This window comes from Arthrobacter sp. 10N410, from assembly GCF_056394945.1.
This window is the reverse complement of record NZ_JBFTIP010000001.1, coordinates 25,553-49,431: the sequence shown is the minus strand read 5'-3', so window position 1 is coordinate 49,431 and position 23,879 is coordinate 25,553. Positions and strand designations below refer to the sequence as shown.

Below are 23,879 nucleotides of genomic sequence, written 5' to 3'. Positions count from 1 at the left end.
AGGAGATCCGTCGTGCCCGACGCATCCGCACCCGCTGTGCCCGCCACAGCCCCCGCCCAATCCCCCGCCGCACCCGGACCCGCCGAGGAAAGACTGGCGTACCGGCTGTTCACCGGGCCCGATGACCGCAGCTTCTGCGAGCGCGTTTCGGCCGCCCTGGCCGAGGGCTACGTCCTGCACGGCAGCCCCTCCGCCACCTTCAACGGCAGCACCGTGATCGTGGCCCAGGCCGTCGTGCTGCCGGCCGCGATCGCGAGCGCCGACGCCGCCGTCGCCAACGCGGTGGATGAGCTCGACGGCGCCGAGTTCACCGGCGAGGGCCACGCATGAGTTACGCCGGAGACCTGAGCCCGCAGGAAGCCTGGGCCAAGGTCGGGGCGGGCGCCATCCTGGTGGACGTCCGCACCGAGGCGGAATGGTCGCAGATCGGCGTCCCGGTCACCGGGGCCGGCACCGAAGACCGGCAGGATCCGCTGTTCGTCCAGTGGACCCTGGCCGGCGGAGCCCCCAACCCGCACTTCCTGGAGCAACTGCAGCGGCAACTCCAGCGGCAACTGCGGCAGCACGCGCCTGGCGCCACGGCGGCCGAGCTCATCTTCCTGTGCCGTTCCGGCGCCCGCTCGGTCGCCGCCGCGAACGCCGCCACGGCGGCCGGCTTCACCGCCTACAACGTCCTCGAGGGCTTCGAAGGCGAACCGGGCCCGACCGGCGCCCGGACCGTGAACGGCTGGAAGAACCACGGCCTGCCGACCAACCTGGAAAGCACTAAGTGAGCTTCAATCCCGATGCCCAGGGCTGGAGCCCGGACACCCAGGCCGTCCGCGGCGGACTCGACCGCACCGGGTTCCAGGAAACCACCGAACCGATCTTCCTGAACTCGGGCTTCGTCTACGAATCCGCCGCCGCGGCTGAGCGCGCCTTCACCGGCGAGGACGAACGGTTTGTCTATTCCCGCTACGGCAACCCCTCGGTGGCCACCTTCCAGGAACGCCTCCGGCTGTTGGAGGGAACCGAGGCGTGCTTTGCGACGGCGTCGGGCATGTCTGCGGTGTTCACCGCTCTCGGGGCATTGCTGGGGGCCGGCGACCGCGTGGTCGCCGCCCGCTCGCTCTTCGGATCCTGCTTCGTCATCCTCAATGAGATCCTGCCGCGCTGGGGCGTGGAGACAGTCTTCGTGGACGGCCCGGACCTCGAGCAGTGGCGGTCGGCGCTGGCCGTGCCGACGACGGCCGTGTTCTTCGAATCTCCCTCGAACCCCATGCAGGAAATTGTGGACATCGCCGCCGTGAGCGAACTGGCGCACGCCGCCGGTGCGACCGTGGTGGTGGACAACGTCTTCGCCACTCCCCTGCTGCAGCGGTGCGGGGAGCTGGGCGCGGACGTGGTCGTGTACTCCGGCACCAAGCACATCGATGGCCAGGGCCGGGTGCTCGGCGGCGCGATCCTGGGCACCCGGGAATTCATCGAGGGCCCGGTCAAGCAGCTCATGCGCCACACCGGCCCGGCATTGTCCGCCTTCAACGCCTGGGTGCTGAGTAAGGGACTGGAGACGATGGCCCTGCGGGTGAACCACTCGTCCGCCTCGGCGCTTCGGCTGGCCGAATGGCTGGAGGCCCAGCCCGCGGTCAGCTGGGTTAAGTACCCGCTGCTGCCGTCCCACCCGCAGTACGAGCTGGCCGCCAGGCAGATGAAAGCCGGCGGCACGGTGTTGACTCTGGAGCTTTCGCCCTCGCCCGGCCGCTCCGCCAAGGAAGCCGCGTTCGCGCTGCTGGACGCGTTGCGGATCATCGATATTTCCAACAACCTCGGTGATTCAAAGTCCCTGATCACGCATCCGGCCACCACCACGCACCGCGCCATGGGCCCGGAGGGGCGCGCGGCTATCGGGCTGAGCGACGGCGTCGTGCGGCTCTCGGTGGGGCTGGAAGACGTCGAGGACCTGATCCGCGACCTCGGGCAGGCGCTCAAGCAGGTCTAGCCCCGGCGCACCCGCGAAAGCACGGGGGCCGGTTCTGACATTCCCTCGGCGTCCGCACCGTGCATCGTGACCCGCACGGCATGGGCGACGACGGCGGCCAGGCCGGCGTCGTCGGAGGGGGTGTCCAGCCCCGGAGCGCAGAGCGCCTGGCGCTGCAACTGCGAGCCCGTGCCGTGCGCCAGGACGCGGTCCACGCCGCGGCGCACCAGGTCCAGCTCCCCTTGCTCCGCTAGGACGGGGGCCACGAAGTCGACCAGGGCGTGCGCCACCTCGCCGGCGGGAGCGGGACGGAAGCTGCCGAAGTCCAGCAGCTCGCCGCGCAGCCCGCAGTTGCTGGCCTGCCACGCGGCCATTTTTAGCAGGACCGTCGGCACCGGGGCCGGATCCACACCGTCGCGCCACTCCCGGCTGGCGGACTCCACGAGGGCGCGCACCAGCACCGCGATCAGCGCCGCGTCCTCCGCCCGCAGGCAGACATCCGCGACCCGGACCTCCACAGTGGGGTGGTGCCGGGCCAGCCGGGCATCAAAATAGATCATCCCTTCGTCGAACAGCACCCCGCTTTCCAGCAGCCTCGTGACCACCCGCCGGTAGACCGGAAGGCTCCCAAATATCATGGAGGGCCCCGCCGCCGGCCAGCGGTTCCAGGCCTGGGTGCGGTAGCTTTCGAAGCCGGTCTCCGTCCCGTTCCAAAAGGGTGAGTTGGCGCTGAGCGCGATCAGCACCGCCAGTTTGTCCCGGATCCGGTCGAGGACGGCGACGCCCTCCTCCGGGGACTCGATGAAGGTATGGACGTGGAAGCCGCACGTCAGCTGCTCCTGCACCGTAAGGCCGAAGCGCTTCTGCATGGTGGCGTACCGCGGGTTGGGCGTCGTGTGGGTGGCAGCTGCCAGCGGCGATGTGGCCAGGGCTGCCACCCGGGCTCCGTGCATCCGGGCTACGCGGCCCGCGAAAGCCCGGGACTGCCTGATTTGCTGGAGCAGCGCGCTGTGGTCAAGGCAGGGCACGGTCTGGGTCTCGATCTGCTCCAGCTTGAGCTCGAAACTGAAGCCCGAGTCATCGTGGTTCGGATCCGCGGCAGACGCCGCGGCCGCTGCCGCGGTGGCGGGTTTCAGTCCGCGCAACAGTGCGTCGGCCAGTGCCAGCGGGACCCCGGTAACGGGATCCACGATCAGCAGTTCCTCCTCTACGCCAAAGGTGCGCATGCAACCATTGTGCGTCAGCACCCGCCCCGGCGCGCTACCCCAAAATCGCCGCTCAGACGATTCAGTCCTGGAAATACTCGATCTTGGCGCCGATGGTGTTAAGCCGCTCGGCCAGGTCCTCGTAGCCGCGTTCGATCACGTAAATGTTGCGCAGCTCTGACACGCCCCGCGCGGCGAGCATGGCCAGCAGCAGGCAGGCAGCCGGGCGCAGGGCCGGCGGGCAGCCGACTTCCGCGGCCCGCCACTTGGTGGGCCCGTTGACGTAGATCCGGTGCGGATCCAGCAGCTGGACCTGGGCGCCCAGCTTGTTCAGCTCGGTCAGGTAGATGGCCCGGTTCTCGTAGACCCAGTCATGGATCATCGTCTGGCCGTGGGCGTTGGCGGCGATGACGGCGAAGAACGGCAGGTTGTCGATGTTCAGGCCGGGGAACGGCATCGGGTGGATCTTGTCCGTTGGCGCCCGCAGCTCGGAGGGTTTGGTGGTGACGTCCACCAGCCGGGTGCGGCCGTTGCGGGCAAGATACTCCGCGGATACCTCCAGCCGCTGGCCCATCTGCTCGAGGGTCGCCAGTTCGATCTCCATGAACTCGATCGGGACGCGGCGGATCGTGACTTCGGAGTTGGTCACGATGCCGGCGGTGATCAGGCTCATCGCCTCGATCGGGTCCTCGGACGGGAAATACTCGATGTCTGCGTCGATCGACGGGCGGCCGACGATCTTCAGCGTCGTGGTTCCCACGCCGTCGATCTCCACGCCCAGCATCTGCAGGTAGAAGCAGAGGTCCTGGACCATGTAGTTTGGGCTGGCGTTGCGAATGATGGTGGTGCCGCGGCGGTGGGCGGCGGCCATGATGGCGTTTTCGGTCACGGTGTCGCCGCGCTCGCTCAGGACGAAGGAACGGTCGTGGCCGTCTGCGGGCGGTGCCTGCACGCTGTAGAAGCCGGACTTCGCCTCGACGCTGAGGCCGAACTGGCGCAGGGCCTGCATGTGCGGCTCCACGGTGCGGGTGCCAAGGTCGCAGCCACCGGCGTAGGGCAGCCGGTATTCGCTGGACTCATCGAGCAACGGGCCGAGGAGCATGATGACGCTGCGGGTGCGGCGGGCGGCCTCGACGTCCATCGAGTCGAGGTCCAGCACGGCCGGTCGGCGGATCTGCAGGTCGTTCGCGTCGAGCCAGGTGCACTCGACGCCGATGCTGGTCAGGACCTCCACGATCCGGTTGACCTCTTCGATCCGGGCCAGCCGCCGCAGGACGGTGGTGCCGCGGTTGATGAGACTCGCGCACAGCAGCGCGACGCCGGCGTTCTTGCTGCTGTTGACGTCCACGGCGCCGGAGAGCGTGCGGCCGCCCTCCACCCGCAGGTGGGTCATCTGCGGCCGGCCGACTTTGACGATGGCGCGGCCGAAAATGGATTCGAGCCGCTCAATCATTTTCAGGCTCAGGTTCTGCTTGCCCTGCTCCATCCGGGCGATGGCGCTCTGGCTGGTTCCCAGCTCGGCCGCGAGCTGTCCCTGGGTCCAGCCCTTCTCGCCGCGGGCGTCCCGGAGTACGGCGCCGACATATTCAGCAGTCTGTTGAGTCATATGCAATAAATATCACGGATGAGCTATTTTGACGGGCCAAATCCCCAGAACTGCAATAAAGCTCACAGAATATCCATCTCGTGCGATATGTAGCGGCTACTGCTGGCCGAGGAACACCATGTTCCACGTCCCGGCAGCGACGGCTGCGGCCACGGCGGCACCTGAGATCAGCAGGCCCCCGAGAACCACCCACGCGTCCAGCCGGCTGAACGTCGCCTTCCGGGCCCAGGTCCGCTGCGCGCCGCCAAAGCCCCGTGCTTCCATGGTCACGGCGAGCCGGGAGGCGCGGCGGACGGCCTGGACCATCAACCCGAAGCTTTGCCCCAGCGTGGCCCTGAGCCGCTGCACCGGGTTTCCGTGCGAGCCGACACCGCGGGCTCGCCGGGCCATGCCGATGGTCTGCCATTCCTCGGCCATGAGCCCCACCAGCCGCATCGCGGCCAGGGTGCCGAGCACGAAACGGTGCGGCAGCTTCGCCTGCTGCGCCAGGGCGTCGGCCAGGTCCGTGGGGTCGGTGCAGCTCATCAGCAGCACCGCCGGTAGCGCGATCGCGAGGCCGCGCAGCAGGAAGCCCAGCCCGAGCTGCAGCGAGCCCTCGCTGATGGACCAGACGCCGACGTCGAGCAGTATCCTGCCGTGGTCCGGGGCCAGGATCGCGGTGCTCCAGCCGCCCACGGCGGCCGCGAGGATCAGCGGCCAGCCGCGCTGCCAGAGCAGGGCCAGGGTCAGGCCCGCCAGCGGGAACAGCAGCAGTTCGAAGGCGAGCGCCACGGACGCGGACACCCAGTCGATGGACAGCGCCAGCGCGACCGTGATGAGCACGACGCCGGAGAATTTCGCCAGCGGGTTGGCGCGGGTCAGCAGAGCGTGGTTTCCGCGCAGGGTCAGGGCGTCCCTCATGGCGCCGCCACCCCCGGATTCGTCCTGCCGGGTAGTCCCGGCGCGCCCGACTGCGGTGCGCCGAGCTTCAGCTCGGTGCCGCCCAGGACCTCGCTGAACTCCGCGTCGTGGGTCACCGAGACCACCGCGGTCCCGGCGTCGAGAAGCTCGGAGAGGAAGGAGGCCAGTTCCGCCCAGGTGTTGGCGTCCTGGCCGAAGGTGGGTTCGTCCAGCACCAGCACCTGCGGGTGGGCAGCCAGCACGGTGGCCACGGAGAGCCGCCGTTTCTCGCCGCCGGAGAGCGTGTAGGGGTTGGCATCCACGAGCTCGCGGAGCCGGAGCCGTTCCAGCAGCTCCTCGACCCGTTCTTCGCCGCGGCCCAGCTGACGGGGACCGAACATCAGTTCGTCCAGCACCCTGCCGGTGACGAACTGGTGCTCGGGTTCCTGGAACACCGTGCCGATCCTGGCGATCAACTGCTGGGCCCTCCATTTGTACGGATCGATGCCTGCGCCGGCGCTCAGCTCGGTGGTGGCGGACACCGCGCCGGAGACCGGGGAGAGCAGGCCTGCCAGGGTCAGGGCGAAGGTCGACTTCCCGGAACCGTTGGGGCCGGTGACGGTCAACGCCTGGCCGGACCGGACCCGGGCCGTGATGCCGGACTGCACCGGGACGGGTGTTACCGTGCTGAAGCCCCGCAGCAAACCGGTGCGGCGGGGCCGTTCGCGGGACACGGCCAGTTCCTCTGCGGCCAGCAGCAGCTGGCCGGCCCCGGCGTCCCCTTCCGGTCCTGTTCGGCCGCGGCGGGCCCGGGTGGCGGGCACATGGCCCGGCACCCAGACGCCGGCGGAGATGAGCATGTCCCGCGCCTGCTCCAGGACCAGGTCCGGGGGCCCGTCCAGCAGCACGGCGGAGTCCGTGGCGGATCCGGGCTGCAGCACGACGATCCGGTCCACAAGGTCTTTCCAGACAGCAACCCGGTGCTCCACCACCACCAGGGTGGCCCCGGTCTTGTCCAGGCACCGTCCCACGGCGTCGCGGACCTCCAGGACACCGGCCGGGTCAAGGTTGGCGGTGGGCTCATCGAGGAGCAGCAGCCCGGGCCGCATCGCGAGGATCCCGGCGAGCGCCAGCCGTTGCTTCTGGCCTCCGGAGAGCGACGACGTCGGGTGATGCAGCGGCAGGCCGCCCAGCCCGACGTCGTCGAGCGCCTCCCCCACCCGCCGCCAGATGTCCGCCGGGGGCACCGAGAGGTTTTCGGCCCCGAAGGCCACGTCGTCGCCGAGCCGCGACAGCACCACCTGGGTCTCCGGGTCCTGCTGCATCAGCCCGGCCCGCCCGCGCCGGGCCCTGGGCGGGGCTCCGTCGATCAGCAGGCTGCCGGTCTCATCGGAGTCCTCGGCATCAGCGGAAGCAGCAGCGGACGCGGCTGCCGCAGTGCTGTCCCCCAGCACACCGGCCAGGGCGTGCAACAGCGTGGACTTGCCGGCGCCGGACGGGCCCAGCAACAGCACGCGCTCGCCCGGACGGATGTCCAGGTCCAGGCCGCTCACGGCGGGCCGGGCCCGGCCGGCGTGCCGCCAGCCCCAGCCGCGGGCGCTGACCGCGGCCGGGCGTACGTCGTCGACAGACCTCATGCGTGTGCGGGCATCAGGAGAAGACGGGTTCCGATGCCGCCTTGCGGGACCCGAACGAGGCCAGCACCCCGGTCTTGGCCAGGCCGCGGGTGGCGAGCCAGGACAGTCCCCCGGCAATCACCGCTCCGGAGATGGCGCAGAAGATGATGTAGGCGAGCTTGTCACCGGTTTCGTACGCGATGTTCCAGCCCCAGGGCAGGAAGGAGTCGTTCAGGCCGCAGAACAGGCCCGCACCGGCACCGGCCAGCAGGGACACCGGAAGGTTGAACTTCTTGTACAGGAACGCGGCAAAGATGAGTTCGGCGCCCAGGCCCTGCAGGATGCCGGAGATCAGCACGGTGGTGCCGTACTGCGAGCCCATGATCAGCTCGCCGGTGGCGGCCACCGCTTCGCAGAACAGCGCCGCCCCGGGCTTGCGGATAACGAGCATGCCCAGCACCGCCGGGATCATCCAGCCGCCGGCGTAGAGCCCGGTCAGCGGCGGGTAGACCGCGTTGAGCGGGACGGAAACAAGGTTGGAACCCTGGGACCAGGCCCAGAAAATCACACCGCCGGCAACAGCGATCAACGCGGCCACCACAATGTCGACCACGCGCCAGCTGTATTTGCCGGTGGTCAGTGTCTGCTTCGCAGAAATGTCAGTCATATCGTCCTCCTGAGGAACAGGAGGGGAGGGTGCTCCGGCGGCACCGCGGCCTTCGCCACGGGTGCCGGGCACCCTGAGAACTCGACTCCCTTGCGCCGGTACTAACCGGATCAGGTTCGAGGGTCTGCGGCTGTCCGCACTCTCAGCGCCCACCTACGGTTACCTTGGATTTCTCCAGTGATGCCCGACGGCGGCGCTCCCCTGTCGTATCTAAATCGCCCTTGTGGGCTGGCTCAGTTTACACCCGGCGGCACTCCCAAGTGACTCGCAGTCGTTGTCGTTTTGAGGGCTCATAACGGCAACAACTGCGAGTCAGTTGGGCTTGCGCGGCGGCGGCCACCTAACGGAAGCTGAGTCCCATGACCGACGCACCAGTGCCTTCCCCCGAGTACGACCCGGACTCCGCGGAACCACAGCCGCCGGGATCCCTGGCCGCGCTCATCGGCCGCATCCTGGCCGAAATCGACGAACTGCAGTTCCGGTCCTTCAGCAAGGACGACGCGCTGGACCTGGGCCTCCTCCTGGTCCAACTCGGCCGCCAGCGCTCCTACCCGATCGCCATCGACATCAGCAAGGGCGATCAGGTCCTCTTCCACGCCGCACTGGAGGGCGCCACCCCGGACAATGAGCGCTGGATCAAGGCCAAACAGCGCACCGCGGTGCGGTATGAAGTCCCGTCGCTGCTGGTGGGCCTGCGGGCGCGTGCTGCCGGTCAGAGGATCGAGGACAACGCCTGGTTCGACCAGCGGGAGTTTGCAGCCCACGGCGGCTCGTTCCCCATCTACCTGCGCGGAACCGGGGTGGTAGGCACCGTCACGGTGTCGGGGCTGCCGCAGAAGGACGACCACGAGCTGGTGGTCGAGGCACTGACCGAAATCCTCGGCCGCCCGGGGACGCTAGGCTAGGGGAAGCCCTGTTTCCTCCCGCAAGGAGTACGAAGTATGAACATCTTCATCAAACTGCTTGGCACCGGCGTCAGCCTCCTCGCCGGCTTCGTCGGCACCAAGGTAGTCGACACCGTCTGGGAAAAGACCACCGGCAACAAACCGCCCAAGGGCCACGACGACGACGTCCCCACCACCCTGCGCCAGGCCCTGACCTTCGCCCTCATTTCGGCCTCGGTCAGCGCCATCATCCAGGTCCTCGCCAACCGCGGCACGCAGCGGGCGATCACCCGCTTCGCCAAGACCCAGGACCTGGTCTAAGCCATATCGCCGCCGGCGGCGTTACTCGTCGTCGTCGTCCGTGAATCCGCGCTTGCCGGCCGCCTGCTGCACCACGGCTTCCAGCTCGTCGGCGCTCAGCAGCTCGGGGTGCAGGTGCTTGGTGCGGTAGCCGGCGCGGCCAACCATGTGGGCGGAGACCGGCACTGTGAGCAGCTGGAAGATCCACGCGACCACCAGCACCGGCCACACCCACCAGGTGCGCAGCTGCAGCCCCACGGCGCAGAGCAGCAGGAAAAGCCCCAGCACCTGCGGCTTGGTCGCGGCGTGCATCCGGCTCATGAGGTCGGGGAACCGCAGCAGGCCGATGGCCGCGCCGAGGGACATCAGCGCCCCGACCACCATGAACACAGCCGAGACGGTGTCGATTACGGCGTCGGCGGAAATCGTGTCAGGACTCATTGGGCTGCTTCCTCCGGTCGGCCACGAATCGGGCCACCGTCACCGAACCGACAAAGCCGATGATCGAGATGGACACCAGCAGCATCAGGTTGTTCAGGTGCCGGTTCACGGCCATGTCGATGCACAGCGCCGCGCCTAGGATGGCCAGCAGCACGTCGGCGGCCAGCACCCGGTCCAGCAGCGAGGGCCCCCGCGCGATGCGGATGATCGCGCCGGCCGCGGCGAGCGACAGCACGACCGCGGTAATGGTCAAAACCAGCGGCATCATGCCCCGGCCTCCTGCTTCAGTGCGGACAGTTCGGCCCTGGTGCCCATGATCCGGATCAGCCCGGCCTCGGTGTCGCGGACCTCCTTGCGGAGCTTGGCCGCGTCCTCGGCGTCTCGGACATTGATGCCGTGGATGTAGAGCGTGGACGTGGACCTGTCCACCTCCACCACCACGGACCCCGGGATCAGGGAGATGACGTGTCCCGTGGCGGTCACCAGCAGGTCTGAATGGCTGCGGAGCGGGACGGCTATGACGGCGCTGATCACCCGCGGACCACGGACCACGGCCAGGTACAGGACCTGGAAGCTGGCCGCCACGACCTTGGCCAGGAAGACCAGCGCGAACGGCACGGCGCGCAGCACGTTGAAGCGGCCCCCCAGTTCCACCGGCGGCAGGTAGAACAGCCGGGCCACCACCACCGCGATCAGGGCGCCGAAGAGCAGGTTTCCGGCGCTGAAGTCCTGCCACAGGGCGCCCCAGACAATAACGAGCCAGACCAGCAGCGGCAGCTCCTGGCGCAGCGAGACCCTCTTCCGTGTCATTTGCCGCCCTCCTGCCGCATCGGCTGGGCGATTACCGGAACCGGCGCCTCGTCCCCAAGCACGGCCTGGATATAGGCGGACCGGTTCAGCATCTCCCCGGCGGACTGGTCCGCCACCCGGAAGAGCGGCCCGGCAAACACCGTCAGCGCCACCCCGAACAGCACCAGGCCCAGAGTGGAGCCCACCATGGTCCGCGGCAGCAGGGTCACGTTCTGCTGGCCCGCGCGGTGGCCGGTGGCCGCGTCGGCGGGGGCGGCGAGCAGCACGGGATCGGGATGTTCGGCGTCCTCGGGCTTGCGCCAGAAGGCGCGGTTCCAGACGCGTGCGATGGCCAGCAGGGTCAGCAGGCTGGTCAGCACGCCGCCGGCCACGAGTGCGTAGGCCAGCGGGGTGCCGAGGGCGACGCCGGCCTGCAGGAGGCCCAGTTTGCCGAGGAACCCGGAGAACGGCGGGATCCCGGCCAGGTTCATGGCCGGCACGAAGAACAGCACCGCCAGCAGCGGCGAGAGCTTGGCCAGCCCGGCGATCCGGTCCACCGAGGAACTCCCGGCGCGGCGCTCGATCAGGCCGGTCACGAGGAACAGGCTGGTCTGGATGGTGATGTGGTGCGCCACGTAGAACACCGCGGCCCCCAGCCCCGCCACGGACGACATCGCCAGGCCGAACACCATGTAACCGATGTGGCTGACCAGGGTGAAGGAGAGCAGTCGCTTGATGTCGCTCTGCGCCAGGGCGCCCAGGATCCCCACCACCATGGTCAGCAGGGCAGCGACCATCAGCGGGGTGTTGAACGTGTCCCCCGGGAAGAGCAGGGTCTCGGTCCGGACCATGGCGTAGACCCCCACCTTGGTGAGCAGGCCAGCAAACACGGCGGTGACCGGGGCGGGGGCCGTCGGATACGAGTCCGGGAGCCAGAAACTCAGCGGGAACACGGCGGCCTTGATGCCGAACGCCACGAGCAGCAGCACGTGCAGCAGGTTCCGGGTGCCCTGGTCCAGATCCATCAGCTTGATGGCAAGGTCCGCCATGTTGATGGTTCCGGTGGCGCCGTAGATCATGGCGATCGCGATCAGGAACAGCACCGAGGAGACCACCGAGACCACCACGTACGTCACACCCGCGCGGATCCGCGGACCCGTCCCGCCCAGGGTCATCAGCACGTAGCTGGCGGTCAGCAGGATCTCGAAGCCCACGTAGAGGTTGAAGAGATCACCGGAGAGGAACGCGTTGGACACGCCCGCCACCAGGATCAGGTAGGTGGGGTGGAAGATCGAGACGGGCGCGTCGCGGTCGCCGTCGGCCATGCCCTGCCCGGTGGCGTAGACCAGCACGGCAAGGCTGACGGTCGAGGACACCACCAGCATGAGCGAGGAGAACTGGTCCACCACCATCACGATGCCCCAGGGCGGCAGCCAGCCGCCGATGTTGACCGCCGCCGTGCCGCCCTGCCAGACGGAGGCCAGCAGCAGGCATTCGAGCAGTAGCGTCAGCGAGAGGAGGGCGATGCTGACGGTCCGTTGCGCCCGTGGTTGCCGGATCAGCAGGAAGGTCAGGGCGGCCCCCAGGATGGGGAGGACGACGGCGAGCGGGGCAAAGCTTGCGATGTTCACTTGGTCCCTCCTTCCGGGCCGGGCGTGATGTTGCGGGATCCGGGTTGTTCCTCGGAGGCGGCGTCCATGGCCGGCATCCGGCGGGCGCCCGCCTGCACGGTCTCCGTCGGGTCGGGTCCCCCCGCAGCGTCCGTCGGATCGGCCGCCACGAGAGGGAACTCCGAGGTCTCCGCCGGGATGACGGCGTCGTCCTCGGCGTCGAAGCTGGGGGTCTCGGCCACCCGGCGGTCCTCGGCGTCGTCCTGGATTTCGTCCTGCCGGGCCAGCACCCAGGTGCGGTAGATGATGCCCAGCATGAAGGCCGTGACGGCGAAGGAGATCACGATCGAGGTCAGGATCAGCGCCTGCGGGAGCGGGTCGCTGTAGTCGCCGGCGGCCGTGTCTTTGTTGAACAGCGGTGCGAGGCCCGCATAGCCGCCAGTGGCCAGGATCAGCAGGTTGGTGGCGTTGGCCAGCAGCATCAGGCCCAGCAGGACCCGGGTGAGGCTGCGTTCCAGGATCAAATAGATGCCGCAGGCGTAGAGGGCTCCCATGACCGTCAGCAGGGTCAGATTGACGCTCATGCGCTCCCCTTGGCGGTGGTTTCGGCCGGGACGCCGTCGGCTTCCCGGTCGTCGGACGGCTCCGCGGGTTCTGCCGCGGGCTGTTCCTCGAAATGTTCGTCGATTTCCGCGCCGAGGCTGCGGAGCACGTCCAGCGCCAGGCCGACAACGACGATGTAGACGCCGATGTCGAAGATGGTGGAGGTGACGAACTTGATGTCGCCGAAGACCGGCAGCCAGAGTTCGATCACGGCACTTTGGAAGACCTGGCCGCCAAGCAGCAGCGGCGCGACGCCGGACGCCGCGGCCGTCGCGAGCCCGATCCCCAGCAGGGCGCCGGCGCTGACCGGGGTGGCCTCGCGCAGCTCAAAGCGGCCCCCGGCGAGGTAGCGGATGGTGAGGGCGAGCCCGGCCGTGAGCCCGCCGGCGAAACCGCCGCCGGGAAGGTTGTGTCCGGCGAGCAGCAGGTAGATGGAGAAGACGATCATCGAATGGAAGATCAGCCGGGTGACGACTTCAAAAATGATCGACCGCCGCTCCGGGGCCATGGTCCGTCCCGCCACTAGCCACGCGTCGCGAGTCGACGCGGCAAACCGCCGGCTCAAGGCCAGCGCCGCGTTGTCCCTGGTATGGGCGGGCTGATGCGTCCGGCGGCCGACGGTTCCTTCCGCCACGGACGACGAGGGCCCGATGCGGTCGCCGCGGCCGCGGACGAAGATCAGGCTGGCGACGCCGGTGGCGGCGAGCGCCAGCACGGAGATCTCGCCAAAGGTGTCCCAGGCCCGGATGTCCACGAGGGTGACGTTGACGACGTTCAGTCCCCCGCCGCCCTCGTAGGCCAGGCGCGGGAACTCCAGCGAAACCGGAGTGGCGACCCGGGAGCTGAGGGCATAGATCGCTACGAAGACCATGGTGAGGCCGAACGCCGCGCCGATGATCACCCGGGTCACCCGGTACTTACCGCCGGTGCGGTCCCGCAGCTCCGCCGGCAGGCTCCGCATGGCGAGGACGAAGGCCACCAGGATGATGGTTTCCACCAGCATCTGGGTCAGGGCCAGGTCCGGGGCGCCCTGGAGCGCGAACATCAAGGCGATGCCGTAGCCGGTGACCGACACCATCAGCACGGCCAGGAAGCGCTTGTTGGCCCGGACCGCGGCGAGTGCGCCGATCACGATGCCGGCGCCCGCGACGAGCTGCAGCGGCGAACCGGGGTCGATGAAGTACAGGCCGCCGGGCAGCGGCTTGTTGGCCAGCAGCATCGCCGTGAGCGGCAGGACGAAGGCCACCGTCAGGATGACGGCCAGGTAGAAGAAGAGTGAGCCTCGCTGGGTGCGGCCGGTGACCCAGACGGCGACGTCGTCGAGGGCGCCGATGGTGCGCTGGTAGCTGCGGTCGCCGTCGATCCAGCCGGGCACCAGCGCCTGCGCACGGGAAACGGCGTTGCGTCCGTAGAACATCGCCAGTCCAAGGGCGAACGTGATCGCGGTCAGGCCCAGCGCCGGGGTGAACCCGTGCCACAGCGCGAGGTGCCCGGCGGCGTCGGGATCCACGCCACCGGCTTCGGCGTGGCCGGCGAAGAGCGCCGCGTACGGCTGGATCCAGGCGTCCACCGGCGCCGGCCACATGCCGTAGAGGAGGGTCAGCAGGCTCAGCACGGCGGGGGCGGCAAGGAATGCCGGCTTGACGGCCTTGAAACGGGTGGCCGGCACGCCGGATTTGACCGCGAAGGCGCCCCACATGAAACGTGCGCTGTAGGCGAAGGTCAGGATGGAGCCCAGCACCAGGCCGACCAGGATAACCAAACCCCACGGCCCGGTCCCGGCCTGATGCACGAAGGCCTCGAAGACGGATTCCTTCGCCACGAAACCTGCCAGCGGCGGCACTCCGGCCATCGATGCGGCACCGATCGCAGCCACCACGGCCAGGGCGCGGGAGGACCGGTAAACCCCGGAGAGCTTGCGGATGTCGCGGGTCCCCGCCTGGTGGTCGATGATGCCGACCACGAGGAACAGCGTGGCCTTGAAGAGGCCGTGGGCCAGCAGCAGGGCGAGGCCGGCGAGCGCCGCGTCGGGCTTGCCGAGCCCCACCACCATGGTCAGGAAGCCGAGCTGGCTGACCGTGCCGTAGGCGAGGATGAGCTTGATGTCCGTCTGGCGCAGGGCCCGGTAACCGCCCACCAGCATGGTGGCCAGGCCGAGGGCCAGCACCAGCGGGAGCCAGTACGCCGTCTCGGCGAACCCGGGGGCAAGCCGCGCCACGAGGTAGATGCCCGCCTTCACCATGGCGGCGGCGTGCAGGTACGCGCTCACCGGCGTCGGCGCGGCCATCGCCCCGGGGAGCCAGAAGTGGAACGGGACCAGCGCGGACTTGGTGATCGCGCCCACCAGGACCAGCACGACGGCGGCCGCCACGGCGGCCGCGGCCGGTCCCGTCACCAGCTCGGGCGCCATCTGCAGGATGGTCGAGATCCGGTAGGTACCCGCGGTTGAGCCCAGCATGATCAGGCCCACCAGCATGGCCAGGCCGCCTGCAGTGGTCACCACCAACGCCTGCAGCGCCGAGCGACGGGCCGACAACCTCGTGCGGGCGTAGCCGATCAGCAGGTAGGACAGGACCGTGGTGAGTTCCCAGAAAATAAACATCAGGAGCAGGTCGTCGGCGGTGACCAGGCCGAACATGGCCCCGGCAAACGCCAGCAGTTGGGCTCCGAAGCCGCCGAGATGGCTGTCCTTGTCCTTGAAGTACCGGGCACAGTAGACCAGGACCAGCGCACCGACACCCAGGACCAGCAGGGACATGACCCAGGCCAGGGCATCCATCCGGAACGCCAGCTCCAGCCGGAGGTCCGGAATCCACGGGAGGGTCACCGCGGTGGACCCGGCGTATGAATACACCGCGCCGTGCTGGAGGAGCAGCCAGACGAACGAGCCTGCGGGCACCGCGGCCAGCGCGAAGAACGCGTTCCTGCCCAGCCTGCGGAAGAGGAACGGCGCCACAGCAGCCACCGCGAAGTGCACGGCAAGGACTGTGATCACTGGTATCTCCGCAACGTCAGGAATTCGATTGTCAAAAAGTTGGAGCAGGCGGGGCAATTGGTTAGGTTCGGTGCGGCTAGTTTACCAAGCGTGCACAAATTGTTTTTACGGTGACGTGCGCGGAGGACGCCAGCCATTGGAGCCGCGGTTCCACCGGCCCGGCAACGAAGACCCGGCGTTGCCTAGCCGTTTCTCCGCCGGCGGTCCGCCGCGGACGGCTAACATTCAGGCTATGAACTCCGCCACTGCCCCCGAGGCCATGCGTCCGGCCTCGGAACTCGAGTCCGGCAGCCATGCCACCGGCAAGGGCCGGGTCGTGGCCTGGGCCGCCTGGGACTGGGGCTCCGCGGCCTTCAATGCGGTCATGACCACCTTCGTCTTCACCGTCTACCTGACCTCCAAGGCCTTCGGCGGCGAAGACGAAGCCTCGGCGGTCCTCGGCTCCGCCCTGGCCATCGCCGGGGCGGCCATCGCCCTGCTGGCCCCGGTCACCGGCCAGCGTTCGGACAGCGGAGGCCGCCGCAAGCTGTGGCTGGGGGTCAACACGGCCGCCGTCGCGCTGCTGACGGGGCTCTGCTTCTTTGTCTTCCCGCGTCCCGAATTCCTGCTCCTCGGGGTGACCCTGATCGCGCTTGGCAACGTGTTCTTCGAATTCGCCGGCGTCAATTACAACGCCATGCTCGCCCAGATCTCCACGCCCGCGAACATCGGCAAGATCAGCGGCTTCGGCTGGGCCTCTGGCTACCTCGGCGGCATTGTCGCGTTGCTGATCGTGCTCCAGCTCTTCGTCCAGCCCAGCTTCGAGTGGTTCGGGGCATCCACCGAGGAGAGCCTGAACATCCGTCTTGTGGCGGTGTTCTCCGCGCTCTGGTTCCTGGTCTTCGCGATTCCGGTGATGCTCGCAGTCCCGGAAGTGCCCAAGGCCCGGCAGTCCGGTCTGGGGTTCTTCGCCTCCTACAGCCTGCTCGTGCGCCGCATCCGCGCCATCTACCGGACAAGCCCGCACACCATTTACTTCCTGCTGGCCAGCGCCATCTTCCGCGACGGGCTGGCCGCGGTGTTCACCTTTGGCGGGATCATCGCCGCCGGCACTTTCGGCTTCGAACTCAAGCAGGTCATCTTCTTCGCCATCTTCGGCAACGTTGTGGCCGCGGTTGGCGCGCTGCTGGGCGGTTTGCTGGACGACCGGGTAGGGCCCAAGGCGGTCATCATCGGTTCGCTGATCGGCCTGCTGATCGCGGGCAGCGTGCTCCTGGCGCTGGGGAACGGGAACTATTCCTTCTTCGGCATGGACTGGGCCGGAAGCACGACGTTCTGGGTGTTCGGCCTGTTCCTGTGCCTCTTCGTGGGTCCGGCCCAGTCCTCGTCCCGCGCCTACCTGGCCCGGCTCGCGCCGCACGGTGAATCGGGCGAGCTCTTCGGCCTGTACGCCACCACCGGCCGGGCCGTCAGCTTCCTAGCGCCGGCACTCTTCACCCTGTGCATCGCGGTCGCGACGCCCCTGGTTGCGCCCGGCGAAGCGCAGCGGTGGGGCATCCTCGGCATCATGGTGGTCCTGCTGGCCGGGCTGCTGGTGATGCTGCCCGTCAAGCCGCCGGGCAGGACGGAAATCGCCGTCGTGCCGGGGGCCTGAACCCGCCCCAAAACTCCGCCGGGACACTAGGCTGGAGGCATGAACGTGGATGAGACAGACCTTCCCGGCCTGGGCCGGCGCAAGGACTTCATGACCGCCTCGGGACGCCGGATCGGCGTCGTCGAGTACCGCGAAGGCCAGACCGAGCTGATCGTCTCGACCTGGGACGACCCGGACACCTGCCAGGCCTCCATCCCGCTGACCGCCGACGAGGCCGCCGCCCTCGGCAACCTTCTGGGCGGACAGCGCATTGCCATGCAGCTGTCCGAAGCGCACCGGGAGATCCCCGGGATCGTCACCCGGCAGTTCTCCATCGCCGCGGATTCCCCCTTCCAGAACCAGCCCATGGGCAAAGCCTGCATCCGGACCCGCAGCGGCGCCTCGATCGTGGCCATCATGCGCGAGGGCGAAGTCCTCCCCTCGCCGGGCCCCGACGTCGTCCTGCACCCCGGCGACCTCCTCGTCGCCGTCGGCACGCAAGAAGGCCTGGACACGGCAGCCAGCATCCTGCGCAACGGATAAGCGGCATGGATCCGCTCGCCCTGACCCTCATCGAACTGGGGGCCGTCGTGTTCTGTCTTGGCCTGCTGGCCAGACTGGCCGGGCGGATCGGCATGTCCCCCATTCCGCTTTACCTCGTCGGCGGCCTGTTCTTCGGGGCCGGCGGTCTGGTCAAGCTGGAAGGGATGCACGAGTTCGCCCATCTCTCCAGTGAGATCGGCGTCATCCTCCTTCTGCTTATGCTCGGGTTGGAATATACGGCGGCCGAGCTGGTGACAGGCCTGCGGCGGTCCTGGCAGGCCGGCGTCCTGGACCTGGTGCTGAACTTCCTGCCGGGGGCGGGCCTGGCACTGCTCCTCGGCTGGGGGCTGGTGGGGGCGATGGTGATGGGCGGTGTCACTTACATTTCCTCGTCCGGGATCGCCGCGAAAGTCATCACGGACCTCGGCCGGATCGGTAACCGCGAGACACCCGTGATCCTGTCCATCCTGGTCTTCGAGGACCTGGCCATGGCCGTCTACCTGCCAATCCTGACGGCCACTCTCGCCGGAGTCAGTTTCCTGGTGGGGCTGCAGACGGTGGGGATCTCACTCGCCGTCGTCACCCTGGTGCTGGTGGTCGCCTTGCGGCACGGCCACCACGTGTCCAAGGCCGTCCACAGCGAAAACTCCGAGGTGTTCCTGCTCAACCTGCTAGGGGCCGCGCTGTTGGTCGCGGGACTGGCCGCCGCCATGCAGGTCTCCGCCGCCGTCGGCGCCTTCATGCTCGGGATCGCGATCTCCGGAGCCACCGCGCACAGCGCCACACGGATCCTTGAACCCCTGCGTGACCTTTTCGCCGCGATCTTCTTCGTGGTCTTTGGCCTCAACACGGACCCGACGTCCATCCCGCCCGTGCTTGGCTGGGCCCTGGTCCTGGCCGTCCTGACGGCGGCCACCAAGATGATCACCGGAATCTGGGCAGCCAAGCGGGCCGGCATCGCCCTGCCGGGCCGCTTCCGTGCCGGGGCGGCCCTGATCGCCCGCGGAGAATTCTCCATTGTGATCGCCGGGCTCGCGGTGGCTTCCGGCGTGGTGCCCAGGGAGCTCGCTGCCCTGGCCACCGCCTATGTGTTGATCATGGCCGTGATGGGTCCGCTAGCTGCCCGCTTCGTGGAGCCGATCGTGCGGACGCTGCGCCGCCCGGACAGGCGCACTGCCCTCCCGGTCCGGCCCGCAGGCTAGGACCCTTCCGGCCCGCCTAGATCTCGGTGCGGTGGAAGTTCAGGTGGCTGCGGCTTGCCGTCGGGCCGCGCTGGCCCTGATAGCGGTTGCCATACTCGCCGGAACCATACGGGTGTTCGGCGGCCGAGGACAGCCGGAAGAAGCAGAGCTGCCCGATTTTCATGCCCGGCCAGAGCTTGATCGGCAGGGTGGCCATGTTGGAGAGCTCCAGTGTGACGTGTCCGGAAAATCCGGGGTCGATGAACCCCGCCGTCGAATGCGTCAGCAGGCCAAGGCGGCCCAGCGAGGACTTACCCTCGAGCCGCGCCGCAATATCGTCCGGCAGCGTGACGGTCTCGTAGGTGGAGCCCAGCACGAACTCGCCCGGGTGCAGGATGAACGGCTCGCCCGCGTCAACCTCCACCAGGCGGGTCAGCTCGGGCTGGTCCTCGGCAGGGTCAATATGCGCGTACTTGTGGTTATCGAAAAGCCGGAAAAAGCGGTCAATCCGCACGTCCACCGACGACGGTTGAACCATGTCAGGGTCGAACGGCTCCAGCACAATCCGCTGGGAGTCGATTTCGGTACGAATGTCGCGGTCAGAGATCAGCACAGGATCAAAAATACCCCAGTAATTGCCGGCTGGTCCGCGTGGGGCAAGTGTTACTCCCGTGAGGCCCTATGCGGCGGCCCGCTGGTGCTCCAGCACGGCCTTGAGCCGCTCGAGCTGCGCGACCTGCGCCTTCATGGCCCGGCGCACCCTTGGATACATCAGTACCCCGGCGCCGGGCGGCCGGTACCGGAGGGCGAAGCGGACGCGGGTGCTGCCTCCCTCTGTGCTCAGGTAGTAGCCGCCGTGCGGACGCGCCGGTCCGGCAATGACCTGGAACTGGATCTCGGCTCCGGGCCGGGTCGCGGTGAGTTCGAAGTCGGCAACCGCCGGCCGCCCCGTGCCGGCAAAGACCGGGCGGTAGACCGCCCCCATCGATCCCGCTGCGCCGGAAATGAGTTCAACACCGCTGATCCCGTCCCGCCAGGACGCCAGGTTCCGGGGATCCAGCAGGAAGTTGTAAACGCTCATCGCGTCGCGTTGGATCACGACTTCGTACTCGGCAAAGGCCACGGAAATCCTCGTTAGGCGGACGGCTAATGGACGTAGCCCGTTCCCCGGAGACTGCAGCTAACCCCTTCAGGGTACCCAGCAGGGCCCGGCACACCACCCCTGCGCGGCAGGCCTTTACCGAAGAGTTACCGACGGAGTTGGTGTCCGGGCATCACGGTGGGGCCGGTCCCGGCTGCGTAGCCGATGCGAAAAGTCATCGCCCCTCAGTACGCGCCGACGGGGCTGCGCATGGCCCTGAAAGTCCTCCACATGATGATGAGGTCGCCGGTGAGGGACCAGTTCTCCACGTAGTACAGATCCAACCGGACGCTCTCCTCCCACGGAAGAGTGGAACGGCCATTAACCTGCCACAGTCCGGTGATTCCAGGCTTGATGAGCAGTCGGCGGTTGGTGAACTTCTCATACCGTTCAACTTCCGATGGCAGCGGCGGCCGAGGGCCGACCAAGCTCATCTCACCGGTCAGCACGTTCCAGAACTGCGGGAGCTCATCCAAGGAGTACTTGCGCATCCAGCGTCCGCACCTGGTGACCCGCGGATCGTTCCGGATTTTGAACAGCAGTCCGGATCCTTCGTTGAGTTCCCGCACGGACTCCAGGTCCTTTTCGGCGGTTTGGACCATCGATCGGAACTTCAGCATGTAGAAAGGCTCGCCGTTTCTGCCTGCCCTCAACTGGCGGAAGAAGATGGGGCCGGCGCTGTCCCGCTTGACGATGATGGCGAGAACCAGCATGAGCGGCGACAGCACCAGCAATGCCAGCGACGCGACGGCGATGTCGATGACGCGCTTGAGAACGTGCTTGCCGCCCGCATATTGGGGAAGCTCGACGTGCACGAGCGGCAATCCATCAACCGGACGCCAGTGGATTCGCGGACCGGCAACGTTGGTGAGGGTGGAAGCCAGGACGAGTTCCGTCGCCGTCGCCTCCAGCTTCCATCCCAGCTCCCGGATGTACTGGCTGCCACCGGGTACCCGTCCCGCGACGATGACCGCGTCCGCGCCCGCGACTTCTACCATCCTCGACACGTCCGCCAGGGTGGACACCACCGGGATCCGGTACCAAGGCGACCGGAGCTCGGTGGACTTCTCCAGGGTCGGCAACCCCACGCCGGAAATTTCGTAGCCGGCGGTAGGGTTCTTTTCGATCTGGTTGATGACGTACTCGACGTCGCTCCGGTCTCCGATCACTATCACCCGCGACAGGTACTTGCCTTCCGCCCTCTTGCGGTTCAACCACCGGCGCCAGAGCCAGCGGTTGCCGGTAAGCAGCAGGAGCCCCAGGGGCAACGCCACAGCGAAGTAGCCGCGAACCACTTCAAAGCGGAAGAAAACCATCGCAATGGCCAGGGCGCCGAACAGCTTGAGGGTGGCCTGTGCAACTCTCTTGTATTCGGCTCCGCCGACGCCAAACGTCCGGCAATCGCGGGTGTGGTAAATCTCGAGGGAAGCGATCCAGGCAACAAGGAGCAGTGTGGAGACCACCAGATATTTCGCTTCAAATTCCGCCCCGGCCGAGGTTGTTGCTTCGGAGCCGAACCTGAACACGTAAGCCGACGCCACCGCGACGGCAATGGCTGCCCCGTCGGTGATTCGAAGGCGGTTGGCGAAGTTCCTCCACCGAAGTGAGACCGCCCTCCTGGAGGCCGCCATGTCAATCCGGGATTCGTCGTCCCACACCGAGTGCTGCGGCCTCGCCGAAGCCAACTTGCGCTGCGGGATGCTCGCTGGGGCGGCCAACCGGGCCGCTGCGTGCAAAGGCCGGCGGTGTTTGAGTTCGCTCATGACCGCCGCCGCGCGGAGCCGGAAGCCTCTTCAGCCCTTTGAGCGAGGGGCTGGACATTGTCAAAGCCAGAGCCCCGCCATTTGCCTATATCCAATAGTCGGACAACAGGAACAGGGATAAGCGCTCCACGAACCATGATGAGACCTTCTAGCGACTAGGGGTTGGCTGCGATCTCCCCTAGTCAAGTGGATGGTCTTTGGGGGCACACGAGTGTGGGCTACCTCTTTTTGCCTTCTGACCACGCGACAGTGGAGGCAGGTATACGCGCATCTGAGATGGGTCTACCCGTTGAAATTCGAGTCCGTCCTGAATTGGCAAAGCGAGGTGTCCGCCGGACGGGAAGGGGAGGCCGGAGATCCGGTCTTCCAGGGGTAGAGGCCCTGGGCTCCTCGCAGAATGGCCCCGGTGTGGCTGTTCCAAGTGGGCTTCAGACTGCGGTAGTGTAAATCTCGTTGTTTTCGCCGGGATTATTGGCCAGATTATTGGCCAGTCCCACTGCGGCTGTAGCTCAATGGTAGAGCGCTAGCTTCCCAAGCTTGATACGCGGGTTCGATTCCCGTCAGCCGCTCCAGTTCGTCCACCGCTCCGCGCCCGCACCACTGCACCGGAGTCGGTTAGGTAGCTACCTGTATCGTCAGGAGTCAGGAACCTCTTCGGTTCCGCTACAGGAGCAATCATGGCTGACAAGTCCCCCCGTCAAGCAGCATCCAAGAAGTCCGGCAAGTCCATCAAGGAAAAGCGCGCTGACAAGAGGGCCGCCGCGGCGCCGCCCAGCTCCCTCGACAAAGTGACCGCCGCCAAGACGGCGAGCCCCAAAAAGAAGTGACCGGTTCCCCGAACCACCTCACCCTCGGTGTCCTGGCCACCACACGCAAGCCGGACGAACGCCGCCTTCCCATCCATCCCCGGCACTTTGAACGCATTGCCCCGGAGCTCAGGCAGCAACTGATCCTGGAAGAAGGCTACGGCGAGCGCTTTGGCGTTTCGGACGCCCACTTGGCCGGTCTCGTGGGCGGCATCGTGCCGCGGGCGCAGCTGTTGGCCGAGGCCGACGTCGTACTGCTGCCCAAGCCGCAGCCGGAGGACCTCGCCGAATTGCGCGACGGGCAGGTCCTCTGGGGCTGGCCGCACTGCGTCCAGGATGCGGCGATCACCCAGCTGGCGATCGACAAGAAGCTCACGCTCATCGCGTTTGAGGCGATGAACCACTGGGCCAGCGACGGCGGCTTCGGCCTGCACGTCTTCCATAAGAACAACGAGTTGGCTGGCTACTGCTCGGTGCTGCATGCCCTGGCCCTGACCGGCACCACGGGGGACTACGGCCGCCGGCTGAGCGCCGTCGTAATCGGTTTCGGCGCCACCGCCCGCGGCGCCGTGACGGCCCTCAACGCCCACGGCGTCCACGACGTGCAGGTGCTGACCAACCGCGGAGTCGCCGCGGTGGGTTCACCCATCCACTCGGTGCGGATCGCGCAGTTCGACCACGACAATGAGGCGCCGTTCCTGAGCGAAGTCATCACCGAACGGGGCCGGGTGCCGCTGGCGCCCTTCCTCGCGGAGAGCGACATCGTGGTCAACTGCACCCTGCAGGACCCGAACGCTCCGCTGACCTACCTGCGCACCGAAGACCTGGACGCTTTCCGGCCGGGCAGCCTGATCGTGGACGTGTCCTGCGACGAAGGCATGGGCTTCAGTTGGGCGAAAACCACCACCTTTACCGAGCCCATGTTTACGGTAGGCGACCACATCGACTACTACGCGGTGGACCACAGCCCGTCCTACCTCTGGAACTCGGCCAGTTCCGAGATCAGCGAGGCGCTGCTGCCGTTCCTGGAGACTGTGCTCGCCGGGCCCGCAGCCTGGGACAGCAACGAAACCATCCGCCGCGCGATTGAAATCCGCGACGGCGTGGTGCTCAACCCGGATGTGCTGGAGTTCCAGCAGCGGCAGTCGGGGTACCCGCACCTGCCCGTGGCCGGCTAGCAGCTTCGCGCCGCACCCGGTTTTCTGCTCCGTTTCCGGTCAGCCGCTACGCCGATCCGCGTAGCGGCTGTCCGTTTTCGGCGCGAAAAGTCGTAGCCGGCGC

At 67.7% G+C, this 23,879-nt stretch carries 24 protein-coding genes, 1 tRNA gene and 1 riboswitch; of the genes, 11 read left to right on the top strand and 14 right to left on the bottom strand.

What is annotated here, in order from left to right; translation table 11 throughout:
- The first annotated feature begins 12 nt into the window (after nucleotides 1–12).
- The 3 genes from AC1DB8_RS00220 to AC1DB8_RS00210 are packed head-to-tail and all read left to right on the top strand — an operon-like array spanning nucleotide 13 to nucleotide 1,978.
- Complete coding sequence (locus tag AC1DB8_RS00220) at nucleotides 13–330, top strand: DUF1737 domain-containing protein (protein ID WP_441416585.1); 318 nt, start codon at nucleotides 13–15, stop codon at nucleotides 328–330.
- Nucleotides 327–773, top strand: coding sequence for a rhodanese-like domain-containing protein (locus AC1DB8_RS00215; protein ID WP_476891893.1), 447 nt, complete (start codon nucleotides 327–329; stop codon nucleotides 771–773). Before AC1DB8_RS00220 ends, AC1DB8_RS00215 begins: the two co-directional genes overlap by 4 nt.
- Entirely contained in the window at nucleotides 770–1,978 is a 1,209-nt protein-coding gene (locus AC1DB8_RS00210; protein WP_476891892.1) for an O-succinylhomoserine sulfhydrylase, read from the top strand. Before AC1DB8_RS00215 ends, AC1DB8_RS00210 begins: the two co-directional genes overlap by 4 nt.
- Here the strand turns inward: AC1DB8_RS00210 and AC1DB8_RS00205 are convergent.
- From AC1DB8_RS00205 to AC1DB8_RS00185, 5 genes are all read right to left on the bottom strand, one after another.
- Nucleotides 1,975–3,183: a glutamate--cysteine ligase 2 gene (locus AC1DB8_RS00205; RefSeq protein WP_476891891.1), complete on the bottom strand. Its 1,209-nt coding sequence runs from the start codon at nucleotides 3,181–3,183 to the stop codon at nucleotides 1,975–1,977. The two genes, AC1DB8_RS00210 and AC1DB8_RS00205, sit on opposite strands and share 4 nt — an antisense overlap.
- Before the next feature lie 61 nt (nucleotides 3,184–3,244).
- Entirely contained in the window at nucleotides 3,245–4,768 is a 1,524-nt protein-coding gene (locus tag AC1DB8_RS00200) for a UDP-N-acetylglucosamine 1-carboxyvinyltransferase (protein WP_441416581.1), read from the bottom strand.
- A gap of 96 nt (nucleotides 4,769–4,864) precedes the next feature.
- The gene (locus AC1DB8_RS00195) at nucleotides 4,865–5,668 is read right to left on the bottom strand and encodes an energy-coupling factor transporter transmembrane component T family protein (protein WP_476891890.1); all 804 of its coding nucleotides are present in this window, start codon (nucleotides 5,666–5,668) and stop codon (nucleotides 4,865–4,867) included.
- The gene (locus tag AC1DB8_RS00190) at nucleotides 5,665–7,284 is read right to left on the bottom strand and encodes an ABC transporter ATP-binding protein (RefSeq protein ID WP_476891889.1); all 1,620 of its coding nucleotides are present in this window, start codon (nucleotides 7,282–7,284) and stop codon (nucleotides 5,665–5,667) included. Before AC1DB8_RS00190 ends, AC1DB8_RS00195 begins: the two co-directional genes overlap by 4 nt.
- A 13-nt stretch (nucleotides 7,285–7,297) precedes the next feature.
- Nucleotides 7,298–7,930, bottom strand: coding sequence for an ECF transporter S component (locus AC1DB8_RS00185; RefSeq protein ID WP_476891888.1), 633 nt, complete (start codon nucleotides 7,928–7,930; stop codon nucleotides 7,298–7,300).
- Between the two features lie 69 nt (nucleotides 7,931–7,999).
- Nucleotides 8,000–8,143, bottom strand: a riboswitch (TPP riboswitch).
- A 146-nt stretch (nucleotides 8,144–8,289) separates the two neighbouring features.
- On the opposite strand from AC1DB8_RS00185, the gene AC1DB8_RS00180 reads away from it, so the two are divergent.
- Both AC1DB8_RS00180 and AC1DB8_RS00175 read left to right on the top strand, forming a co-directional pair.
- Nucleotides 8,290–8,835 (top strand): heme-degrading domain-containing protein, encoded by a 546-nt coding sequence (locus tag AC1DB8_RS00180; RefSeq protein ID WP_441416577.1) that lies wholly within the window; start codon nucleotides 8,290–8,292, stop codon nucleotides 8,833–8,835.
- 36 nt (nucleotides 8,836–8,871) lie between these two features.
- Nucleotides 8,872–9,135 carry a DUF4235 domain-containing protein gene (locus AC1DB8_RS00175; protein ID WP_441416576.1) on the top strand — a complete coding sequence of 88 codons (264 nt, stop codon included), beginning with the start codon at nucleotides 8,872–8,874 and terminating at the stop codon, nucleotides 9,133–9,135.
- 21 nt (nucleotides 9,136–9,156) lie between these two features.
- Here AC1DB8_RS00175 and mnhG read toward each other — a convergent pair whose 3' ends face one another.
- Genes mnhG through AC1DB8_RS00145 form a run of 6 tightly spaced genes read right to left on the bottom strand, consistent with a single transcriptional unit; the run spans nucleotide 9,157 to nucleotide 15,552 of the window.
- Complete coding sequence (mnhG, locus tag AC1DB8_RS00170) at nucleotides 9,157–9,555, bottom strand: monovalent cation/H(+) antiporter subunit G (protein WP_441416575.1); 399 nt, start codon at nucleotides 9,553–9,555, stop codon at nucleotides 9,157–9,159.
- A complete protein-coding gene (locus AC1DB8_RS00165) occupies nucleotides 9,545–9,823 on the bottom strand; it encodes an MrpF/PhaF family protein (RefSeq protein WP_175322314.1) in 279 nt (92 codons plus the stop codon). The genes mnhG and AC1DB8_RS00165 overlap by 11 nt, the downstream gene beginning before the upstream one ends.
- Complete coding sequence (locus AC1DB8_RS00160; protein ID WP_441416574.1) at nucleotides 9,820–10,365, bottom strand: Na+/H+ antiporter subunit E; 546 nt, start codon at nucleotides 10,363–10,365, stop codon at nucleotides 9,820–9,822. Before AC1DB8_RS00160 ends, AC1DB8_RS00165 begins: the two co-directional genes overlap by 4 nt.
- Nucleotides 10,362–11,975 (bottom strand): Na+/H+ antiporter subunit D, encoded by a 1,614-nt coding sequence (locus AC1DB8_RS00155; RefSeq protein WP_476891887.1) that lies wholly within the window; start codon nucleotides 11,973–11,975, stop codon nucleotides 10,362–10,364. The genes AC1DB8_RS00160 and AC1DB8_RS00155 overlap by 4 nt, the downstream gene beginning before the upstream one ends.
- Complete coding sequence (locus tag AC1DB8_RS00150) at nucleotides 11,972–12,538, bottom strand: Na(+)/H(+) antiporter subunit C (RefSeq protein ID WP_441416572.1); 567 nt, start codon at nucleotides 12,536–12,538, stop codon at nucleotides 11,972–11,974. Before AC1DB8_RS00150 ends, AC1DB8_RS00155 begins: the two co-directional genes overlap by 4 nt.
- Nucleotides 12,535–15,552 (bottom strand): Na+/H+ antiporter subunit A, encoded by a 3,018-nt coding sequence (locus AC1DB8_RS00145; protein WP_441416571.1) that lies wholly within the window; start codon nucleotides 15,550–15,552, stop codon nucleotides 12,535–12,537. Before AC1DB8_RS00145 ends, AC1DB8_RS00150 begins: the two co-directional genes overlap by 4 nt.
- A gap of 232 nt (nucleotides 15,553–15,784) precedes the next feature.
- Between AC1DB8_RS00145 and AC1DB8_RS00140 the strand changes: the two genes are divergently transcribed.
- The 3 genes from AC1DB8_RS00140 to AC1DB8_RS00130 are packed head-to-tail and all read left to right on the top strand — an operon-like array spanning nucleotide 15,785 to nucleotide 18,909.
- On the top strand, nucleotides 15,785–17,185 hold the full coding sequence (locus AC1DB8_RS00140; RefSeq protein ID WP_441416570.1) for an MFS transporter: 1,401 nt from the start codon (nucleotides 15,785–15,787) through the stop codon (nucleotides 17,183–17,185).
- 39 nt (nucleotides 17,186–17,224) lie between these two features.
- Complete coding sequence (locus AC1DB8_RS00135) at nucleotides 17,225–17,707, top strand: cation:proton antiporter regulatory subunit (RefSeq protein ID WP_441416569.1); 483 nt, start codon at nucleotides 17,225–17,227, stop codon at nucleotides 17,705–17,707.
- Nucleotides 17,708–17,712: 5 nt separating this feature from the next.
- Nucleotides 17,713–18,909, top strand: a complete 1,197-nt coding sequence (locus tag AC1DB8_RS00130) for a cation:proton antiporter (RefSeq protein WP_441416568.1) — start codon at nucleotides 17,713–17,715, stop codon at nucleotides 18,907–18,909.
- A gap of 16 nt (nucleotides 18,910–18,925) precedes the next feature.
- Here AC1DB8_RS00130 and dcd read toward each other — a convergent pair whose 3' ends face one another.
- The 3 genes from dcd to AC1DB8_RS00115 all read right to left on the bottom strand — a co-directional run bounded on the left by dcd (nucleotide 18,926) and on the right by AC1DB8_RS00115 (nucleotide 21,792).
- Nucleotides 18,926–19,501, bottom strand: coding sequence for a dCTP deaminase (dcd, locus tag AC1DB8_RS00125; protein WP_441416567.1), 576 nt, complete (start codon nucleotides 19,499–19,501; stop codon nucleotides 18,926–18,928).
- A gap of 66 nt (nucleotides 19,502–19,567) precedes the next feature.
- On the bottom strand, nucleotides 19,568–20,011 hold the full coding sequence (locus AC1DB8_RS00120; protein ID WP_441416566.1) for an SRPBCC family protein: 444 nt from the start codon (nucleotides 20,009–20,011) through the stop codon (nucleotides 19,568–19,570).
- A gap of 203 nt (nucleotides 20,012–20,214) precedes the next feature.
- Nucleotides 20,215–21,792, bottom strand: coding sequence for a sugar transferase (locus tag AC1DB8_RS00115; RefSeq protein WP_441416565.1), 1,578 nt, complete (start codon nucleotides 21,790–21,792; stop codon nucleotides 20,215–20,217).
- 498 nt (nucleotides 21,793–22,290) lie between these two features.
- Here AC1DB8_RS00115 and AC1DB8_RS00110 point away from each other — a divergent pair.
- The 3 genes from AC1DB8_RS00110 (at nucleotide 22,291) to AC1DB8_RS00100 (ending at nucleotide 23,776) form a co-directional block, all read left to right on the top strand.
- A tRNA-Gly gene (locus AC1DB8_RS00110) sits at nucleotides 22,291–22,364 on the top strand.
- A 105-nt stretch (nucleotides 22,365–22,469) separates the two neighbouring features.
- Nucleotides 22,470–22,619 (top strand): hypothetical protein, encoded by a 150-nt coding sequence (locus AC1DB8_RS00105; RefSeq protein WP_441416564.1) that lies wholly within the window; start codon nucleotides 22,470–22,472, stop codon nucleotides 22,617–22,619.
- Complete coding sequence (locus AC1DB8_RS00100) at nucleotides 22,616–23,776, top strand: N(5)-(carboxyethyl)ornithine synthase (protein ID WP_441416563.1); 1,161 nt, start codon at nucleotides 22,616–22,618, stop codon at nucleotides 23,774–23,776. The genes AC1DB8_RS00105 and AC1DB8_RS00100 overlap by 4 nt, the downstream gene beginning before the upstream one ends.
- Nucleotides 23,777–23,879: the final 103 nt, after the last annotated feature.

Coding starts and splice junctions, on each gene's coding strand:
- AC1DB8_RS00215 (WP_476891893.1), top strand. CDS start 327: ATGAGTTACGCCGGAGACCTGAGCCCGCAGGAAGCCTGGGCCAAGGTC.
- AC1DB8_RS00205 (WP_476891891.1), bottom strand. CDS start 3,183: ATGCGCACCTTTGGCGTAGAGGAGGAACTGCTGATCGTGGATCCCGTT.
- AC1DB8_RS00200 (WP_441416581.1), bottom strand. CDS start 4,768: ATGACTCAACAGACTGCTGAATATGTCGGCGCCGTACTCCGGGACGCC.
- AC1DB8_RS00195 (WP_476891890.1), bottom strand. CDS start 5,668: ATGAGGGACGCCCTGACCCTGCGCGGAAACCACGCTCTGCTGACCCGC.
- AC1DB8_RS00190 (WP_476891889.1), bottom strand. CDS start 7,284: ATGAGGTCTGTCGACGACGTACGCCCGGCCGCGGTCAGCGCCCGCGGC.
- AC1DB8_RS00185 (WP_476891888.1), bottom strand. CDS start 7,930: ATGACTGACATTTCTGCGAAGCAGACACTGACCACCGGCAAATACAGC.
- AC1DB8_RS00180 (WP_441416577.1), top strand. CDS start 8,290: ATGACCGACGCACCAGTGCCTTCCCCCGAGTACGACCCGGACTCCGCG.
- AC1DB8_RS00175 (WP_441416576.1), top strand. CDS start 8,872: ATGAACATCTTCATCAAACTGCTTGGCACCGGCGTCAGCCTCCTCGCC.
- mnhG (WP_441416575.1), bottom strand. CDS start 9,555: ATGAGTCCTGACACGATTTCCGCCGACGCCGTAATCGACACCGTCTCG.
- AC1DB8_RS00165 (WP_175322314.1), bottom strand. CDS start 9,823: ATGATGCCGCTGGTTTTGACCATTACCGCGGTCGTGCTGTCGCTCGCC.
- AC1DB8_RS00160 (WP_441416574.1), bottom strand. CDS start 10,365: ATGACACGGAAGAGGGTCTCGCTGCGCCAGGAGCTGCCGCTGCTGGTC.
- AC1DB8_RS00150 (WP_441416572.1), bottom strand. CDS start 12,538: ATGAGCGTCAATCTGACCCTGCTGACGGTCATGGGAGCCCTCTACGCC.
- AC1DB8_RS00140 (WP_441416570.1), top strand. CDS start 15,785: ATGAACTCCGCCACTGCCCCCGAGGCCATGCGTCCGGCCTCGGAACTC.
- AC1DB8_RS00135 (WP_441416569.1), top strand. CDS start 17,225: ATGAACGTGGATGAGACAGACCTTCCCGGCCTGGGCCGGCGCAAGGAC.
- AC1DB8_RS00130 (WP_441416568.1), top strand. CDS start 17,713: ATGGATCCGCTCGCCCTGACCCTCATCGAACTGGGGGCCGTCGTGTTC.
- AC1DB8_RS00115 (WP_441416565.1), bottom strand. CDS start 21,792: ATGAGCGAACTCAAACACCGCCGGCCTTTGCACGCAGCGGCCCGGTTG.
- AC1DB8_RS00105 (WP_441416564.1), top strand. CDS start 22,470: ATGGCTGACAAGTCCCCCCGTCAAGCAGCATCCAAGAAGTCCGGCAAG.